This window comes from Puniceibacterium confluentis (assembly GCF_007923445.1).
Classification (GTDB): Bacteria; Pseudomonadota; Alphaproteobacteria; order Rhodobacterales; family Rhodobacteraceae; genus Puniceibacterium; species Puniceibacterium confluentis.
Map to the genome: position 1 here is coordinate 183,985 of NZ_VOJI01000001.1, position 18,059 is coordinate 202,043.

At 63.2% G+C, this 18,059-nt stretch carries 15 protein-coding genes and 1 tRNA gene; 11 read left to right on the forward strand and 5 right to left on the reverse strand.

The window, feature by feature from the left end; translation table 11 throughout:
* Window positions 1–25 precede the first annotated feature (25 nt).
* Window positions 26–1,291, reverse strand: a complete 1,266-nt coding sequence (lysA, locus tag FOY53_RS00820; protein ID WP_146584700.1) for a diaminopimelate decarboxylase — start codon at window positions 1,289–1,291, stop codon at window positions 26–28.
* Window positions 1,292–1,462: 171 nt separating this feature from the next.
* Window positions 1,463–2,641, reverse strand: coding sequence for an acetyl-CoA C-acyltransferase family protein (locus FOY53_RS00825; RefSeq protein ID WP_146584703.1), 1,179 nt, complete (start codon window positions 2,639–2,641; stop codon window positions 1,463–1,465).
* A 235-nt stretch (window positions 2,642–2,876) separates the two neighbouring features.
* Here FOY53_RS00825 and FOY53_RS00830 point away from each other — a divergent pair, with 235 nt between their 5' ends.
* From FOY53_RS00830 to tdh, 4 genes are all read left to right on the forward strand, one after another.
* A complete protein-coding gene (locus tag FOY53_RS00830) occupies window positions 2,877–3,068 on the forward strand; it encodes a hypothetical protein (protein ID WP_146584705.1) in 192 nt (63 codons plus the stop codon).
* Between the two features lie 32 nt (window positions 3,069–3,100).
* On the forward strand, window positions 3,101–3,667 hold the full coding sequence (locus FOY53_RS00835; protein WP_146584707.1) for a helix-turn-helix domain-containing protein: 567 nt from the start codon (window positions 3,101–3,103) through the stop codon (window positions 3,665–3,667).
* Between the two features lie 166 nt (window positions 3,668–3,833).
* A complete protein-coding gene (locus tag FOY53_RS00840; protein ID WP_146584709.1) occupies window positions 3,834–5,018 on the forward strand; it encodes a glycine C-acetyltransferase in 1,185 nt (394 codons plus the stop codon).
* Window position 5,019: 1 nt separating this feature from the next.
* Complete coding sequence (gene tdh, locus FOY53_RS00845; protein WP_146584711.1) at window positions 5,020–6,084, forward strand: L-threonine 3-dehydrogenase; 1,065 nt, start codon at window positions 5,020–5,022, stop codon at window positions 6,082–6,084.
* A gap of 14 nt (window positions 6,085–6,098) precedes the next feature.
* Here tdh and FOY53_RS00850 read toward each other — a convergent pair whose 3' ends face one another.
* On the reverse strand, window positions 6,099–7,451 hold the full coding sequence (locus tag FOY53_RS00850) for a mechanosensitive ion channel family protein (protein ID WP_146584713.1): 1,353 nt from the start codon (window positions 7,449–7,451) through the stop codon (window positions 6,099–6,101).
* A 539-nt stretch (window positions 7,452–7,990) separates the two neighbouring features.
* On the opposite strand from FOY53_RS00850, the gene leuC reads away from it, so the two are divergent.
* Entirely contained in the window at window positions 7,991–9,397 is a 1,407-nt protein-coding gene (leuC, locus tag FOY53_RS00855) for a 3-isopropylmalate dehydratase large subunit (protein WP_146584716.1), read from the forward strand.
* Between the two features lie 23 nt (window positions 9,398–9,420).
* On the opposite strand, the gene FOY53_RS00860 is transcribed toward leuC, so the two are convergent.
* Complete coding sequence (locus FOY53_RS00860; protein WP_146584718.1) at window positions 9,421–9,633, reverse strand: hypervirulence associated TUDOR domain-containing protein; 213 nt, start codon at window positions 9,631–9,633, stop codon at window positions 9,421–9,423.
* A gap of 93 nt (window positions 9,634–9,726) precedes the next feature.
* Between FOY53_RS00860 and leuD the strand changes: the two genes are divergently transcribed.
* From leuD to FOY53_RS00890, 6 genes are all read left to right on the forward strand, one after another.
* The gene (leuD, locus tag FOY53_RS00865) at window positions 9,727–10,332 is read left to right on the forward strand and encodes a 3-isopropylmalate dehydratase small subunit (protein ID WP_146584720.1); all 606 of its coding nucleotides are present in this window, start codon (window positions 9,727–9,729) and stop codon (window positions 10,330–10,332) included.
* A 350-nt stretch (window positions 10,333–10,682) separates the two neighbouring features.
* Window positions 10,683–11,513: a hypothetical protein gene (locus FOY53_RS00870; RefSeq protein ID WP_146584722.1), complete on the forward strand. Its 831-nt coding sequence runs from the start codon at window positions 10,683–10,685 to the stop codon at window positions 11,511–11,513.
* Between the two features lie 17 nt (window positions 11,514–11,530).
* Window positions 11,531–12,514: an endonuclease/exonuclease/phosphatase family protein gene (locus FOY53_RS00875; protein ID WP_246107236.1), complete on the forward strand. Its 984-nt coding sequence runs from the start codon at window positions 11,531–11,533 to the stop codon at window positions 12,512–12,514.
* A gap of 112 nt (window positions 12,515–12,626) precedes the next feature.
* Window positions 12,627–13,736 (forward strand): 3-isopropylmalate dehydrogenase, encoded by a 1,110-nt coding sequence (gene leuB, locus FOY53_RS00880; protein ID WP_146584724.1) that lies wholly within the window; start codon window positions 12,627–12,629, stop codon window positions 13,734–13,736.
* 160 nt (window positions 13,737–13,896) lie between these two features.
* Entirely contained in the window at window positions 13,897–14,862 is a 966-nt protein-coding gene (locus FOY53_RS00885; RefSeq protein WP_146584726.1) for a DMT family transporter, read from the forward strand.
* Between the two features lie 45 nt (window positions 14,863–14,907).
* Window positions 14,908–14,984 (forward strand) — tRNA-Pro (locus FOY53_RS00890).
* Window positions 14,985–15,060: 76 nt separating this feature from the next.
* Here the strand turns inward: FOY53_RS00890 and FOY53_RS00895 are convergent.
* Window positions 15,061–18,048 (reverse strand): cytochrome P460 family protein, encoded by a 2,988-nt coding sequence (locus FOY53_RS00895; protein ID WP_146584728.1) that lies wholly within the window; start codon window positions 18,046–18,048, stop codon window positions 15,061–15,063.
* Window positions 18,049–18,059 lie beyond the last annotated feature (11 nt).

An 18,059-nucleotide genomic window follows, 5' to 3' on the forward strand; every position in this document is an offset into this window, starting at 1 on the left:
GCAGATCAGCCGCAGGAAGGATGCCCTACAGCCATTCGGGGATGGTATCGCGGGATATCATTTCGTCAAAGCTTGGACGGGCCCGAATGACCGCAAAGTGATCGTCTTTCACCAGAACTTCGGGGACAAGCGGCCTTGTGTTGTATTCTGACGCCATAACCGCGCCATATGCACCGGCAGACCGGAAGGCCACGAGGTCGTTCGCCTGCAATCTGGGCATCATCCGGCCCTTGGCAAAGGTGTCGCCGGATTCGCAGACCGGGCCGACAATGTCATAGGGCACCCGTTCCTGGCCTGCTTCGGGTTCCACCAGCGGCACGATGTCGTGCCAGGCGTCATACATCGCCGGGCGGATCAGATCATTCATCGCCGCGTCCAGAATCAGGAATTCGCGGTCTTCGCCCTGTTTGACGTAAATGACCTCGCTGACCAGCAGTCCGGCGTTCCCGGCGATCAGCCGCCCCGGTTCGATCTCGATCTCGCAGCCCAGATGGCCGACAGTGCGCCGGATCAGTTTGCCGTAATCCGTCGGCAGCGGCGGCGCCTCGTTCGAGCGGGCATAGGGGATGCCCAGTCCGCCCCCCAGATCCAGGCGGCGGATGGCATGACCGTCGGCGCGCAGGAGTTCGGTCAGTTCGGCCACCTTGAGATAGGCTGCCTCGAACGGCGCGAGATCGGTCAGCTGAGATCCGATATGCACGTCAATTCCGACCACCTCGATCCCCGGCAGCGCGGCGGCCTGTGCATAGACGGCGCGGGCCTTGGCAATCGGGATGCCGAACTTGTTCTCGGATTTGCCGGTGGCAATCTTGGCATGGGTCTTGGCATCCACATCCGGGTTGACCCGGATGGTGATCGGCGCCACCTTTCCCATCGCGCTGGCGACCTCTGAAAGCACCAGCATCTCCGGCTCGCTCTCGACGTTGAACTGGCGGATGCCGCCTGCCAGCGCCATTGCGATGTCATCGCGGGTTTTGCCGACGCCGGAAAACACGATCCGCTCTCCCGGCACGCCGGCGGCTTTGGCGCGGGCATATTCGCCGCCCGAAACCACGTCCATGCCGGCGCCAAGGGCGGCCAGCGTCTTGAGAATGGCCTGATTGCTCGCCGCCTTCATGGCGTAGCAGACCAGATGCTCCATGCCTTCCAGCGCTTCGTCAAACAGCCGGTAATGCCGTTCGAGCGTGGCGGTGGAGTAGACATAGAACGGTGTGCCCACCTGCGCCGCAATTTCGCTCAGCGGCACATCCTCGGCATAGAGATGGCCGTCGCGATAGAGAAAATGGTCCAAGCCGGCCTCCGTCCGTTGATAGGGGCCATCTACCGCAGCGTCGCGCCCCGGACCAGCCCGAAAACAGGCGCTGACCTCACCGGGAAGGCCGACCACGAGGGCGTATCGGCCGGCAATTTCTCTGGTCCGACCCGAAGGACCGCGCCCCCCGGGTCGGACCAAGCGCCGGGCTTACACCCGCTCGATGGCCAGAGCGATGCCCTGCCCGCCGCCGATGCACATTGTGATCAGCGCCCGCTTGCCGCCCGTGCGCTCCAGTTCGTACAGCGCCTTCACGGTCAGGATCGCGCCGGTTGCGCCAACCGGATGCCCCAGCGCGATGGCGCCGCCATTGGGGTTGACCCGGGCCGGGTCGAGACCAAGGACCTTGTTCACGGCCAAAGCCTGCGCGGCGAAGGCTTCGTTGCTCTCGATCACGTCGAAATCGGAAGCCGACAGACCGGTTTGTTCCAACAGCTTCCGCACCGCCGGCACCGGGCCGATGCCCATGACCTCGGGGCGCACACCGGCGTGGGCATAGCCAAGCACCCGCGCCCTCGGGGTCAGCCCCGCAGAGGATGCCGCCCCTGCACGTGCAAAGACCAGCGCCGCCGCGCCATCGTTGATGCCGCTGGCATTGCCGGCGGTCACACTGCCCTCCTTCTGGAACACCGCGCGCAACCCGGCCAGCGCCGCGGCACTGGTCGCCTTGGGATGCTCGTCGGTGTCGAAGGCCACGACATCGCGCTTGACGCGTACCTCGACCGGCACGATCTGTTCCTTGAACCGGCCCTCGGCGATGGCGCTTGCGGCACGTTCCTGACTTTGCAGCGCAAAGGCGTCCTGGTCCCCGCGGCTGATGTCGTGTTCGGCGGCGACGTTTTCCGCGGTCACCCCCATGTGCCCGGTGCCGAACGGACAGTTCAGCGCCCCCAGCATCATATCCAGCGTGCGCACGTCGCCCATCTTGGCGCCCCATCGCTGCTGCGGCACGATGAACGGACTGCGGGACATGTTTTCCGCGCCGCCCGCGACGGCAAAATCCGCATCGCCCAGCATCAGCGACTGCACCGCCGAGACTATCGCCTGCGCGCCGGACCCGCAAAGCCGGTTGACGTTCATCGCCGGGACGGTGTCGGGAATGCCGGCCTCGATCGCCGCAACGCGGGACAGGTACATGTCCCGCGGCTCGGTATTGATCACATGGCCAAAGACGACGTGACCGATCTGCCCGCCTTCGACTCCGGCACGTTCCAGCGCGGCCCGGGTGACTGTGGCGCCCAGGGCGATGGGCGGAGTGGACGCCAGCGCGCCGCCAAAGGTGCCGATGGCGGTGCGTGCACCGCTCAGGATGACGATGTCGTCGGACATGGGGGTAACTCCTTGATGCTTTGCACGGACTATGCGGCGGCGTGACCTGCTTGTCAGCCGCAACGTTTCGTCAGACCTGCGCGAACCCGGCGCGAGCAGAAAGGCAGAACACGAGCCTTTCTGTGCAGCTCTTCTGCCCGATCACCGAGGCGACAAATTTAGACTATGACCTTTACCTAGATCCCCACATTCCGATGGGGCTGCCCGGATCGGGTCGCATATTGCGCAGAGTCTGGTGACAAAGGGGGCGGCGGGCGGGCCGGACACGCTTGCGGCACACTGTGCCATCGCGACGCCGGTCTTTGCCGATCAGTCCGTGATGGATGCGGTGATGACCGATGCCGGACCTGTGTTTGGGGACATCGTGAACATCACGGCCACCGCCGCAAATGCTGATTGGCGCGGTGGAGGTTTGATCCGCAGTTGACAGCCGTCACCGCGCAGGACATGGATTCTGCTATGACGGAAGAACCGGAAGATATCCTGTCACGCCTGCCGACGCGGCTCAGGGATGCCCGGCGCGCGCAGGGGCTGTCGCTGGACGCCGTGGCCAAGGTTTCGGGCGTCTCGCGTTCGATGGTCAGCCAGATCGAACGCGGCACGTCGTCGCCGACCATCGCGACGCTTTGGAATCTGACCCGCGCGCTTCAGGTCGACTTTGCCGGGCTTCTGGACGGCGCGACCACCGGCGCCGGGATCGAACTGTTGCGCAATGATGAGGTGCCCACGATAGACAACCGGGGCAAGTCCTGCCGCCTGCGGATCCTGTCGCCACCCGAAGACGCGGGTCGGCACGAAGTTTACGACCTGCAACTTGGCGAGGGTGGGGCTCTGGTCAGTGCCGCGCACCGGCGGGGCGCGCGTGAGCATCTGACCGTCATCGCGGGTCGGATCGAAATCACCTCCGGCACGGCTTCCGAGATTCTGGGGCCGGGTGACACAGCGCGCTATGCGGCGGATCTGCCACACGCGATCCGCGCGCAGGACGGCGCCGCCCGGGCGTTTCTGGTGGTACAAGACGCCTGACGCCCGTGGTGGGTCGGCGCCGGATCCCGGCCGCGTGGCCTGCCGCTGATCGCTGCACGGCCTCGCGTATTTCCGCGATAGTGGAATTTTTCCACTTTAACGCATTTCCTCTATTTGAGATATTAATCCGTTATGATAGAAACCGCGCAGCGATCAGGAGAACAGCATGAATGACGCCTTTCTGAGCCGGATCACCGAAACACTCCGCGACATCGAGGCGGACGGGTTGCTCAAGGTGGAACGGCCCCTCACGTCGCCGCAGGGCGCAAGGATCACCGTCGGCGGTCACGGGATGCTGAACCTCTGTGCCAACAATTATCTTGGGCTCGCCGCACACCCCCGGCTGATCGCGGCGGCAAAAGCGGCGATGGACAGGCTGGGTTACGGCATGGCCTCGGTCCGGTTCATCTGCGGCACCCAGGATTTGCACAGGGCGCTGGAACAAAAGCTGGCAGCTTTCCTGGGCAAAGAGGATTCAATCCTGTTCGCGGCCTGTTTCGATGCCAATGCCGCAGTGTTCGAGCCGCTTCTTGGGCCAGAGGATGCCATCATCTGTGACAGCCTCAATCATGCTTCGATCATCGACGGGGTGCGGCTGTGCAAGGCGCGCCGCTATCGTTATGCCAATGCCGACATGGACGACCTTGAGACGCAGCTCAAGCAGGCCCGCGCGGACGGAGCGCGGCATGTGATGATCGCCACCGACGGCGTGTTCAGCATGGATGGCTTTCTCGCGCCGCTGCCCGAGATCACGGCGCTGGCTGCGCGCTACGAGGCGTTGACAATGGTGGATGACTGTCATGCCACCGGGTTCATGGGCGCGACGGGCGCGGGCATGCCCGAACACTTTGGCGTCAATGTGGACATTCTGACCGGCACGCTGGGCAAGGCGCTGGGCGGCGCCATCGGCGGCTATATCGCCGGGCCGCAACCGGTGATCGACCTGTTGCGGCAGCGGGCGCGACCCTACCTGTTCTCCAATGCGCTGCCGCCCGCGGTTGTGGCCGCCGGACTCGAAGTGCTGGACCTGGTTCGCGAAGGCGATCGTCTGCGCGACCGTCTGTTCGAGAATGCCCGCTACTGGCGTGCCGGGCTCGAGCACCTTGGATTCGAAGTGCTGCCCGGCGAGCATCCGATCATCCCGGTGATGACCCACGACGCGCGGCTGGCGCAGGACATGGCCAGCGGCCTGTTCGACGAAGGCGTCTATGTTTCGGGTTTCTTCTTTCCGGTGGTGCCCAAGGGGCGCGCGCGGATCCGCACGCAGATGAACGCGGCGCTGTTCCGCGACGATCTGGACACGGCGCTGGCGGCCTTTGGCCGGGTTGGCAAATCACTGGGGGTGATCTGAGATGCGCAATGACATGAAGGCATTGGTCAAGGCCGAACCCCGCGAGGGATTGTGGATGCAGCGCGCGCCGGTCCCCGAGATCGGCCCCGAGGATGTACTGATCCGGATCAACAAGACCGGCATCTGCGGCACCGATGTGCATATCTGGAACTGGGACGACTGGGCGCAGCGCACCGTGCCGGTGCCGCTGATCACCGGGCATGAGTTCGCGGGCGAGATTGTCGAGATCGGCCGCAATGTCGAAGGGCTGGAACTGGGGCAGAGATGTTCGGGCGAGGGGCACCTGATCGGCAAGACCAGCCGCCAGAGCCGTGCGGGCAAATTCCACCTCGATCCGGCCACCCGCGGGATCGGGGTGAATGAACCCGGCGCCTTTGCCGAATACCTGCGTCTGCCTGCCTTCAACGTGGTGCCTCTGCCCGAAGCCATTGATGACGAGATCGGCGCGATTCTCGACCCGCTGGGCAATGCCGTGCACACCGCTCTGTCCTTTGATCTGGTCGGCGAGGACGTGTTGATCACCGGGGCCGGGCCGATCGGCATCATGGCCGCGGCGGTTGCGCGCCATGTCGGCGCGCGGCACGTGGTGATCACCGACGTCAACCAGGCGCGGCTGGATCTGGCCGCTACGGTGACGGATGTGGTCCCGGTCAATGTCGGCCGCGAGGATCTGATGGACGTCATCCCCAGACTGAAGATGAAGCAGGGCTTTGACGTCGGGCTTGAGATGTCGGGCAACCAGCGTGCGCTGGATCAGATGGTCGAGGCGCTGGTCATGGGCGGCCGCATCGCGCTCTTGGGCATTCCGCCGGGCAAATCGCCGGTGGACTGGAGCCGGATCGTGTTCAAGGCGATCACCCTGAAAGGGGTCTATGGTCGCGAGATTTTCGAGACCTGGTACAAGATGATCGCCATGCTCGAAAATGGACTGGATGTGCGCCGGGTGATCACCCACCGTTTCGCGGTCGATCAATTCGACGAAGGCTTTGCGGCGATGCGCGCGGGAACCAGTGGCAAAGTGGTGCTGGACTGGCGCGGTGGGGCGCGCGGGGCACAACCCGAGTGACGCCGGGCGCCCGCTTATTCTGGCAATGCGCGCTCTGAAGTCGTGCGCAGGACCGAGCCGTCCAGAACCTTGACTTCGCGTTGCGGGTAGGGGAACGAGATGTCGTTTTCCCGGAACGCGTCCCAGAGCGCAAGATAGACGTTGCCCCGGATATTGGTCAGGCCCCCGGTCGGATCGCTGATCCAGAAGCGCAGGATATAGTCGACCGAGGAATCGCCGAACCCGACGATGTGGCAGACGGGCGGTTTGAAGGCGAGTACCCGGGTCACACCGGCGGCGGCGTCAATGGCGATGCGGCGCACACGATGCGGGTCATCCTGATAGGCGGTGCCGAAATAGATATCCAGCCGCACGAATTCGTTGGAATGGGACCAGTTCACCACCTGCCCGGTGATCAGGTCCTCGTTCGGGATCAGGTATTCCTTGCCGTCACGGGTGACAACACTGACATAGCGCGCTCCCAGCGCCTCGATCCAGCCGAAGGTCTCGCCAAGACTGATCACGTCCCCCGGCTTGATGGACTTGTCGAGCAGGATGATGATGCCCGAGACAAGGTTGGACACCACCTTTTGCAGGCCAAAGCCCAGGCCGACGCCGATTGCACCGGACAGCACGGCAAGTCCGGTCAGGTCGACGCCAACCAGCTTCAACCCGTAAAAGAACGCCGTTCCATACAGCACCACCTGCAGGAACTTGATGGCCAGCACCTGCATCGACGGCGAAATCTCGTCGTTGCGCCGGATCCGCGCCGACGTGGTGGTGGCCAGGAACCGCGCGACAAAGATCAGCAAACCCAGAGTCACCGCCGCCTGCAGCACCAGCCACACCGATATGCGTGTTTCCCCGACGCTGAGCGCGAAGCTGTCGAGCACGGTCTGGGCATCGCCGGTCAGGCCCAGGATCGTCAGGGTCACCCAGGCCCAGGCGCCGTAGCGCACCGCGGCGCGCAGAAAGCCGTTGGCAATCAGGCGCGTCGCAAAGACGATGAACAGCCAGGCCGTGGCCAGGTCGGCAATCACCCCGAGGATGTAGGACCGCGACGGCCAGGTGACCTCCAGCATGATGGCCACAATGAGCCAGATGATGAGAACAAACAGGATCATGCGCAGTCGGCGGTGCATGATGACCAACAGGCGCATCTGCCACTTCGGCAAGCCTTCCAGCCCGCGCATCCATTCGTAGACCCGTGGCTTCAGGATCGCCGCCAGCACATGCGCGACTGCAAAGACCCCGAGGGCAATGATCAGCTGATAGGCATTCCAGGGGCGGAGCAGTCCGATCAGGAAGGCTTCGCTGCGCGCGAACAGACCCAGAGCGATTTCCTGCACCTGATCGAGCGGCGCTTCCGTCTGCTCATCTGGGTTCATGTGCAATCCTGTATGCCATCTGCCCAGCGTTGCACCAAGAATCCCGGCAAGGCAAGCGTCACGCAGTGGCGGTCGGCAAAGCCGGCCGGGGTGCAGGCAGCCGACCCGGCGCCGGGCCCTGCGCCATCCCGGGACAGGGCGCGTCCGGGAGTAACCGGCAGGGGACCGGGTGATCTGGTGTGCCGGTCCGATGGGCAGACCGTTGGACAAATCTACAGGCGGAGACGGCAGACCCGCGGGCCGCGGCCCTGAGGCAGACCCTGAAGAGATGCCCCGGTCGGCAACGCGGGACGCGGGATATCCGGCAAGGCGCCGGAGAGGCTGTGGTCAACCCGGCTCTTGATAGACTCGGATCAAAGGGGTATCTGCCGACCTATGACACTGGTGTTCGACCTTGATGACCGCGCACGCCTGCGCGAGCGCTTTTTCGGCGCCACGCACACTGTGCTGGCCCGACTATAAGTCTGCGCGCCCGGACCCGGGCGCACATCGGCACTGCCAGCCCCCAATTTACGAATATCATCAAAGGGAGAGGACGCATGTCCCCCAAGACGCTCTATGACAAGATATGGGATGCCCATGTCGCCCACGAGGCTGACGACGGCACCTGCCTGCTCTACATCGACCGCCATCTGGTGCACGAAGTGACCAGCCCGCAGGCGTTCGAGGGCTTGCGCATGTCAAACCGCACCGTGCGCGCCCCGGACAAGACCATCGCCGTACCGGATCACAACGTGCCGACCACGCTTGACCGCGCCGATGCCTCCACCATGACCGAAGACAGCCGCATCCAGGTCGAGGCGCTCGACAAGAACGCCAAGGATTTCGGCATCCACTACTACCCGGTCTCGGACGTGCGCCAGGGCATCGTGCACATCGTCGGCCCGGAACAGGGCTGGACCCTGCCCGGCATGACCGTGGTCTGCGGCGACAGCCACACCGCGACCCACGGTGCCTTTGGTGCGCTGGCCCACGGCATCGGCACCTCCGAGGTCGAACACGTACTGGCGACCCAGACGCTGATCCAGCGCAAAGGCAAGAACATGAAGGTCGAGATCACCGGCAAGCTCGCGCCCGGTGTCACCGCCAAGGACATCACCCTCTCGGTGATCGGCAAGACCGGCACCGCCGGCGGCACCGGCTATGTCATCGAGTATTGCGGCGAGGCGATCCGCGACCTGTCGATGGAAGGCCGCATGACCGTCTGCAACATGGCGATCGAAGGTGGCGCCCGCGCCGGTCTCATCGCGCCGGACGAAAAGACATTTGAGTATGTAAAAGGTCGTCCGCACGCCCCCAAGGGCGCCCAGTGGGAAGCGGCGATGAACTGGTGGAAGACCCTGTTCACCGATGAGGATGCTCAATGGGACAAAGTGGTCACCATCAGGGGCGAAGACATCGCTCCGGTTGTCACCTGGGGCACCTCACCCGAGGACGTCCTGCCGATTACCGCCCTTGTTCCCGCCGCCGAAAGTTTCACCGGGGGCAAGGTCGACGCCGCCAAGCGCTCGCTTGAATACATGGGTCTGACAGCCGGCACGCCGCTGTCCGAGATCAAGATCGACACCGTCTTCATCGGATCGTGCACCAACGGCCGCATCGAGGATCTGCGCGCCGCCGCAGCGATCCTCAAGGGCAAGAAGGTCAAGGACGGGATGCGCGCGATGGTCGTTCCCGGCTCGGGCCTGGTCCGGGCGCAGGCCGAAGAAGAGGGACTGGCCGACATCTTCATCGAGGCCGGATTCGAGTGGCGCATGGCCGGCTGTTCCATGTGCCTTGCGATGAACCCCGACCAGCTTTCGCCGGGCGAGCGTTGTGCGGCGACGTCCAACCGCAATTTCGAGGGTCGCCAGGGACGCGGCGGACGCACCCACCTGATGTCACCGGCAATGGCGGCGGCGGCGGCGGTGACCGGGCACCTCACAGACGTGCGTGATCTGATGTGACCGGCGGCGGCACCGACATGACCTCAGGCCTTGCGGACCTCGCTTGCGGACTTCAGCACCTCGTCGCCGTCGTCCTGCTCGATCCGGAAGGCCGGTTCGCCCTCGCTGGCGTTCCGGGTGACCTCGGTCCCCTTGATGTCCAGCGTGATCCTCTGCGTATAACGTTTGACGATCTTGCCGGTGGCGGTGCCGTTGCCCCAGTCCCACTCAACCTTTGAGCCTTCGCGTAACGACATGATGCAAACTCCCTTGCTTCTGCCCGTGCCAACCCGCGGCGCCGCGCCGCGGCTCCGCAACCGGCCCAGGAGCCTTTGAAAAGGACACATCCAATGGACAAGTTCGACAAACTTACCGGCATTGCCGCGCCGCTCGACCTGATCAACGTCGACACCGACATGATCATTCCCAAGCAATTCCTGAAGACGATCAAACGCTCCGGTCTTGGGGTGAATCTCTTTGACGAGATGCGCTATGACGACGACCGCAACGAGATCCCGACCTTCGTGCTGAACAAACCACAGTATCGCGATGCACAGATCATCGTCGCGGGAGACAACTTCGGCTGCGGTTCCTCGCGCGAACACGCCCCCTGGGCGATCAAGGATTTCGGCATCTCCTGCGTCATCGCCCCCAGTTTTGCCGACATCTTCTACAACAACTGTTTCAAGAACGGCATCCTGCCCATTGCCCTGCCGCAAGAGCAGATCGACGTGCTGATGAAGGACGCCGAAAAGGGGGCCAACGCCCGGATGCAGGTCGACCTTGAGGCCCAGACCATCACCACCTCGGACGGCGAGGTGTTTTCCTTCGACGTGGATGCCTTCAAGAAACACTGCCTGATGAACGGTCTCGACGATATCGGCCTGACGATGGAAAAGGCCGCCGCAATCGACACGTTCGAAAAGGCCGCAGCCCAGTCCCGCCCCTGGGTCTGACCCGGATTCCCCCGTGCCAGCGCAAGAAAAGCGGCGCGGGGGCGTCTTTTGTCCTAATAGATGTTTAAAACTTTACCGCCACTCTAGTGGAGCGAGCCGTATGGGTACACGACATCTGGTTGTTCCCCATAGAGTGGCCTTATTGTCGCTAAATTTTTGATGTAATCGGGCATCAACCCCACCCTGTTTTGGCCGTAATCATTGCCGATTGTTTCCAAGGTGCTTGAGGCTCCTGAGGAAAGAAGGCAAGAATTGGGCAAGAATGAGGCAGAGCGCCACAATTGGCGCACACAGGTTGGGACAAGGGCGCGGCATCGAATCGCGTCCGTCCGATTTGAAAGGATACGGCAGTGATACAGCGCATAATCGGCGCGGGCGCTCGCGCCTTTATGGTGGCTATGCTCATTGCATTGCCCGCGCTGACTTTGCGTGGCGTGTCTGCGGATACGACCCAGATGGTCGCTCTGCTCGCGTTGCTTGCTGCCCTGCTGACCTTTGTCGAATATTACAGCCTCTACCCCAGCGTGATCGAATTCCGCAACGCGCCGCCCTTCAACCGCCTGCGCTTTGTCGCCTTGTTCCTGACCGTGGTGCTGCTGACGGCGATCAGCCATGGCGTGACCGACCCGACCCTGTTGAGCCAGACACTGACCAATATCGGTGCCCGCATCGGGGCGGCCATGGATTTTCCGTTTTCGCCGGTCCGGCTAATGGTGCTGCTGGTGCCGCACGACGCGCCGCTGGCGGTGCTGGAAAAGGTGCGCACCCATGCCGGTCTGGCCTATCTGATTTCGTTCTCTTCCATGCTGATCTTTGTGGCGCTGGTCCGGGTGCTGAACTGGCCTATTCGCAAGGGGGCGTTCAATTTCTGGGTCAACCTGCCACTGTTTGACCCCACGGCCGGCGGTGACGTCATTTTCCGGCTCAAGCGCGACGCGCATGTTAACGTCGCCTTAGGGTTTCTTCTGCCATTCCTGATCCCGGCTGTAATGAAAGCCGCAACCGGTATTGCGGATCCGATCTCACTCAGTGATCCGCAAACCCTGATCTGGACAATGACTGCATGGGCGTTTCTGCCGGCCAGCCTGATGATGCGCGGTATCGCCCTCAGCCGGATCGCCGAGCTGATCGAGGAAAAGCGTCGCCGCGCCTATGCGCAGACCGAGTATCAGGCCGCCTGATAAAGGCTCTGCTGATTGTGGCGTTGCAGATCGTCGCCAGCACGCTTTTCCCCACGGTCATCGGCGCCGAAACCCTGCGCGTCGCCACGTGGCATGTGGATCTCAGCCGCAAGGGTCCGGGCCTGCTGCTGCGCGACATTCTCGAGGATCGCGACCCGGAAATTTCGACCGTGGTACAGGAAATCGCGCGTCTGAAGGCGGATGTCCTGTTGCTGAGCGATATTGATTTCGACCATGACCTACAGGCGCTTGCTGCTTTGAACGCACGTCTGGCAGAGCACGGTGCCGGATTTGCGCACCTGTTCGCACGACGTCCAAACAGCGGCTGGCCGACCGGGCTTGACCTTGACGGCGACGGGCGCCTGGGCGGGCCACGCGACGCGCAGGGCTTTGGCTATTTCAACGGGCAGGGCGGGCTTGCACTCTTGTCCCGTCTGCCGCTGGACACCGGCGAGATTTCCGATCTCAGTCAACTGCTTTGGCGTGATTTTCCGGGCAGCAGCATGGCCCTGGATGACGTCGGCGCCGATCTTCAGCGGCTGTCGAGCACGGCGCATTGGGACGTCCCGGTCATCCTGTCGAACGGGGAAAGACTGCACGTCCTGGCCTTTCACGCCACACCGCCGGTTTTTGACGGGCCCGAGGACCGCAATGGCCGACGCAACGCGGATGAACTGCGGCTCTGGCAGCAGTATCTGAATGGCGCATTGCCGCAGCCACCACCCGGTGAGCGGTTCGTTCTGCTGGGCAATGCCAATCTCGATCCGCTGCGTGGTGACGGTCGTCGCGCGGCGATGCGGGCGTTCCTGGCAGACCCCAGGGTGCAGGATCCGGCCCCTGGCAGCGACACCGCCCACTGGCCAGCCCCGGGGCCCGGGACCATGCGGGTCAGCTACGCCCTGCCTTCGTCCGCCCTGCGGGTTGTGGCCGCGGGGCAGGGTGATCCGGTGGGCGCCCACCGACCGGTCTGGGTCGACATCGACACCGATCCCGGATCGTGATCGCGCCTCGAAACGCCGGTGTCCCGAACGCAGGCAAGACGGCATTTCTTGACGATCCGGCGCCGCCCGGTTACGCGAGGGCGCAACGCATGTGACCAAAGGACACCCCACCATGAGCAACCCCTCGCTTCTTATCCTGCCCGGCGACGGCATCGGCCCCGAGGTCATGACCGAAGTCCGCAAGATCATCGACTGGTATGGCACCAAGCGCGACCTGGCCTTTGATGTGAGCGAGGATCTGGTTGGCGGTGCGGCCTATGACAAGCATGGTACGCCGCTGCACGACGACACCATGGCAAAGGCTCAGGAGGTCGATGCGGTTCTGCTCGGCGCGGTCGGTGGCCCGAAATACGATGTTCTGGACTTCAGTGTGAAACCCGAACGCGGTCTGCTGCGTCTGCGCAAGGAAATGGACCTGTATGCGAACCTGCGTCCGGCGCAGTGCTTTGATGCGCTGGCGGATTTTTCCTCGCTGAAAAAGAACGTGGTCGCCGGGCTCGACATCATGATCATCCGCGAACTGACCAGCGGCGTCTATTTCGGCGAACCGCGCGGCATCATCAAGGAGGGCAACGAGCGCGTCGGCATCAACACCCAGCGTTATACAGAATCCGAGATCGAGCGTGTGGCGCGGTCCGGTTTCGAAATGGCCCGCAAGCGGGGCAACAAGCTGTGCTCGATGGAAAAGGCCAACGTCATGGAGTCCGGCGTGCTCTGGCGCGAGGTGGTTCAGCGCATCGGTGACACCGAATATCCCGACGTGGAACTGTCGCACATGTACGCTGATGCCGGCGCCATGCAGCTGACGCGGTGGCCCAAGCAGTTCGACGTGATCGTCACCGACAACCTGTTCGGAGATCTGCTGTCGGACCTCGCCGCGATGCTGACCGGTTCGCTGGGCATGCTGCCGTCGGCCAGTCTTGGCGCACCGATGGCCAATGGCCGTCCCAAGGCGCTGTACGAACCGGTGCACGGCTCGGCCCCTGACATCGCGGGGCAGGGCAAGGCGAACCCGATCGCCTGTATCCTCAGCTTTGCCATGGCCCTGCGCTACAGCTTTGATCAGGGGGACGAGGCCACGCGGCTGGAGCAGGCTGTGGAGAAAGTTCTCGCGGACGGCTACCGCACTGCGGATCTTCTGGGGGAAGAGGGGCGTAGCCCGGTGTCGACCAGCGAAATGGGCGATGCGGTGGTTGCCGCGCTTGACGCCAGCCTGTCCTGAGCCGCGGACAGGTCTGAGATCGCGAAAGCCCCCCGAGCGGGGGCTTTTTGTTGCCGATCACCGGGTGCAATCGAAGTCCCGCGGCATTCTCTCTTGAAATGCGCCGGGTTGCGGGTTTAGCACGGTGCCTGTTAGCGAAAACAACAAGGGTGGCGCGATGATGAGTCCGAACGCGAGAGGGGCGTTGCTGTCGCTGCTGTCCTTTGGGATCTACGCCAGCCACGACGTCATCGTCAAAGCGCTGGGCGGCACCTACAGCCCGTTTCAGATCGTGTTCTTCAGCGTGTTGTTCAGTTTTCCGCTGGCCATAATATTGCTGATTCGCGATGCCGAGCCGGGACATCTTCGCCCGATCCACCCCTGGTGGACGGCCTTGCGCACGGTGGCTGCGGTGACCACGGGGGGGGCGGCCTTTTACGCGTTTTCCAATTTGCCGCTGGCAGAGGTCTACGCGATTCTGTTTGCGGCGCCGCTGATGATCACCGTCCTGTCGATTCCGATTCTGGGCGAACGGGTGCGCCTGCGGCGCTGGATGGCGGTAATCGTGGGTCTGGGCGGAGTCCTGATCGTGCTGCGTCCCGGGACAACGGAACTGTCGGTCGGCCACATGGCCGCGCTGGTGGCGTCTTTCACCTCGGCGCTGGCCTCCATCATCGTGCGCAAGATCGGCAACGAAGAGCGCCCGGTGGTTCTGGTGCTCTATCCGATGCTGACAAACTTTGTGGTGATGGGGATCCTGACGGCCTTTGTCTATGTCCCGATGCCGCTGGAGCATCTGTCGATGAATGCCGCAATGGCGCTGTTGGGGTTCACCGCGTCGATCATCATCATTTACGCCTACAAGGCGGCCGAAGCGGTCATTGTCGCACCGATGCAGTATTCCCAGATCTTGTGGGCCACGGTGTTCGGCGTCCTGTTGTTTGACGAATTTCCCGACGCTCTGACGGTGTTGGGCGCCGGCATCATCATCGCCAGCGGCATCTATATCGTGGTGCGCGAGGGGGTTGCCGACAATTCGGAAAACACCCCCGTGCTGCAAAACCGCAGCCGGTTCGAGACCGGAACCATTCCGCGGATCAGTTCGCTCCTGCGGCTGCGCAAAGACCGTGACAGAGAACCGCACTGACCCCTTGCCAAACCATTCACAACGGGCTATCCCGCCCGCCACGGTCGGAGTGTAGCGCAGCCTGGTAGCGCACCTGCTTCGGGAGCAGGGGGTCGGAGGTTCGAATCCTCTCACTCCGACCAATTTCCCCGAAAACGCCCAGTCACCCGCATCCGCCTCTCGGTCAGACCCGGTCGACTGACGCCTTTGCCCGGTGGATCAGGGCAGTTGCGCCGATGCTGACGCCGTGCGCAATTTCCAGCCTTCGATCAGCGTGCCGGTCGTCTGAAGGCGGCTCGCGAAATAGTACAGCCGTTGCGTTGCCGGCCCAGTGGGCGCGGTTTGAAAGCGCTGCTTGAGATAATAGGGCGGTATCGCCTGAGACATCAGCGTCGCCGTCACCGTCACCGTGCCCGGGTCCACGCCGTCCGGCAGCGTGATTCGGTATTCCAGCCGATCCCTGCCGGGTTCAAAATCCGGATCCGATGCGGCGCGGCCCTCGGGCAGGGTGGCCTTCATGAAGGCGGCCGTCACTTCGCTGTCGCCGAATTTGGCGCGAAAGGCTTCGGTTCCCGGGGTCAGCGTGCCGTGTGGCGTCAACCGGTTGTCCTTGGGGTGGTACACCCGGTGGACAAAGCTGGTGGTAAAGACCTTCTCCGCGTTCTGGGTCAGTTCTTCGTAGATCTGGACCTGATCGGGGCTGTCGATGATCTGGTGATGCGGCTGGTACAGTGCCTCGTCCGCGCCATCCGGCACGACGTCCAGAAACTCGGTCTTCAGCGGCGTGCCCTCGGCGCCCAGGATGACGCCGGCGTCGTTGGAGCAGCCGGAACACCACAGCGTATCTCCCGCCGCATCCACCGCTTTCACCTCGAGGAAGGCGCGCCGGAACCCGACGCCCGACGGCAGACGGTGCCCGGTCCTGTTTTCCACCGAGACCTGAGCCACCAGGCCGCCGTATCCTGAGTCCAGGTCCAGTGTCACCAGGGCCGTCTCGTTCTCGGCCTGCAACTGCATCGTGTCGATCGACAATTGCGCGCCGTTGTCGGCATAGGTCATCGGATCGGTGAGGCTCAGGCCCGTCTCGTCGGTGAACTGGCGCATCATTTCGATCATGTATGCGTTCAGTCCGACAAAGTTGTGCCGTTTGTAGCCTTCGCGGAAGGGTACGGTGACGTCTTCGACGGGCAGCAGGTTTTCCACATCAGGCATCATGCTGTCCTGAATTGTCGCAATCTGCGTGGTGATCGCGTCGACCTTGATTTTGCCGTCGACGCTCTGGAAATTGCCCTTCATGTGGCAGTCCTGGCAGGATTGTGCCGTGCCCGGATCTGCATAGGAACTGTTGACCCATTCGATATAGGTCGCCTGTTCGACCGAATGCTGGAACTGGGTCAACGCCTCGGGAAAGGTGACGCCATACTGGCTGTTCAGGAAGGCCGACCCATTGGCCGAGGCCTGATTGAACACGGCCTGATCCGCCTCGGTGTACCCGGGCAGGGGTTTGTCGGGGCTGGCATCGACATTGGGCAGGTTGATGGTGTGACAGGCGCCGCACAACTCGCTGTCCTTGATGTAGTCGTCATGCTCGGGGGTGAGGCCCATGGCATTCTGCATCGGCTTCTGACGCACGCCCTGGAACGGGCCGATCAGCTTGTCTGCGGCGTTCAGACGGAAAACGCCCGTCGTGCCGTTCATGAGGTAGGTGTCGAGCTTGTTGTATTCCGGCTGGCCCTCGGCCCGCTGGGGGGGCGCGATGTGATGGCAGACGGCGCAGGAGATGCCTTCGCGTGCGAGGTTGCCATATTGGTGGTAGGGATAGGTGCCATCCGCCTGCTGCGCCTCTTTCTCGGCCTGGGTCAACGGGTCGTGCAACAGGGAGTAAGCGACCTTGAAGTTGTTCGGATCAAGGCCTGCGTCGGGGTTGGCATGGGCGTCGATCTCGAGCTGGCGCTGGCCCATTGCGCCGTGGCAGGACAGGCAGGTGGTGCCGACATTGGCGACCAGATCGCCGTTTCCGGCCGCTTCCAGCAGGGCGAATTCGCTTTCCAGCTGGGCAAAGAAGATCGGATCGCGCCCGGCCAGGCCCATCGGTGACCAGCGCCACTCGCCATATTCCGAAATGTTGTAGCCGTCGCCGTATTTCGGTCCGTCCTGCAGGAACATCGTCGTGCCCGAGGGCGGCCCGCCAAGGCCGCCGTGACAACCGATGCAATTGTCCGAACTCAGGAAGTGCTGCGGATCGTCGGGTCGCGCCGGCACATGATCAAGCCATTCGCTGGGCAGTTTCTGCACCTGATCCTGCGGCACATCAATGCCACCTGTGGGCGGGAACATCTCGGCAAAGACCGGATTCACCTCTGCGGGCGAATCCGGGGCGGTGGCGTTCAGCTTGGCCAGAACCGTGCGGTCATGGAACAGATCGTCGATCAACTCCCCTTCGGAGGCCCCCATGGCGGGACGCTGCCACTTGGGCAGGTTGAATGGCCCCGGGGGAAAATCGTCAAGTTTGCGCCAGCTTTCGTCGACGCTGAAGATCAGCGGCTCGCCCGGGTACCCCTGGACATTGGACAGGGTCGAAAAGATCAGTTCGTTGGCCGAGGAGGCATGGCAGCGCATGCAGGTTCCGGCACCGGCCTGACCCGAGGGCGGGTTGTAGGGCGCATCGAAGCTGTCCGTCCTGGCATCCTGCGCCACCGAGGCGAAGAACCACCCGCCGTGGCTGAGCGCGCTGTCCTTGACCATCACGGTCCAGTTCAGGTTGTTGTCCTTTTTCAGGTAGCCAAGCATCTCGGCCTCGACCCGGGCCGGGTCGTCGGGATGCATGTACTCAAGCAATGCGCGGTATTCGTTGTAGCGCGCCGCCGGTGGGCTGACCATTTCCTTGACCACGATGGCGCCGTCCGGGACCGCGCCCAGACGTCCGCCTTCAAGCCAGTCGATCACGCCGGGAGAGTAATAGATCCGCACAGCGGGATGCACGCCGTACGAGGTATCCAGCACGAAAGGGCCGGTATCCCGCCAGCTCTTGTCCGGAGTCCAGCCCAGTTCGGCAAACCGGCGTTCCGCGATGAACGGATAAAGCGCGCTTTCATAATCCAGCAGCGGCAATTCGGAAGGCAACGGCAGGTTGGCGGGCTGCCCCTGAGCCTGTACGCCCTGCACCGATCCCAAAACAAACGCCAGGCATGCCAACAGACGCGTCATCACAATCCCCT

What these genes read in the sequence shown, in the direction of transcription:
- FOY53_RS00835 (WP_146584707.1), top strand. Translation starts at nt 3,101, where the DNA reads ATGACGGAAGAACCGGAAGATATCCTGTCACGCCTGCCGACGCGGCTC.
- leuD (WP_146584720.1), top strand. Translation starts at nt 9,727, where the DNA reads ATGGACAAGTTCGACAAACTTACCGGCATTGCCGCGCCGCTCGACCTG.
- FOY53_RS00860 (WP_146584718.1), bottom strand. Translation starts at nt 9,633, where the DNA reads ATGTCGTTACGCGAAGGCTCAAAGGTTGAGTGGGACTGGGGCAACGGC.
- FOY53_RS00885 (WP_146584726.1), top strand. Translation starts at nt 13,897, where the DNA reads ATGAGTCCGAACGCGAGAGGGGCGTTGCTGTCGCTGCTGTCCTTTGGG.
- FOY53_RS00840 (WP_146584709.1), top strand. Translation starts at nt 3,834, where the DNA reads ATGAATGACGCCTTTCTGAGCCGGATCACCGAAACACTCCGCGACATC.
- tdh (WP_146584711.1), top strand. Translation starts at nt 5,020, where the DNA reads ATGCGCAATGACATGAAGGCATTGGTCAAGGCCGAACCCCGCGAGGGA.
- leuC (WP_146584716.1), top strand. Translation starts at nt 7,991, where the DNA reads ATGTCCCCCAAGACGCTCTATGACAAGATATGGGATGCCCATGTCGCC.
- FOY53_RS00850 (WP_146584713.1), bottom strand. Translation starts at nt 7,451, where the DNA reads ATGAACCCAGATGAGCAGACGGAAGCGCCGCTCGATCAGGTGCAGGAA.
- FOY53_RS00895 (WP_146584728.1), bottom strand. Translation starts at nt 18,048, where the DNA reads ATGACGCGTCTGTTGGCATGCCTGGCGTTTGTTTTGGGATCGGTGCAG.
- leuB (WP_146584724.1), top strand. Translation starts at nt 12,627, where the DNA reads ATGAGCAACCCCTCGCTTCTTATCCTGCCCGGCGACGGCATCGGCCCC.
- FOY53_RS00825 (WP_146584703.1), bottom strand. Translation starts at nt 2,641, where the DNA reads ATGTCCGACGACATCGTCATCCTGAGCGGTGCACGCACCGCCATCGGC.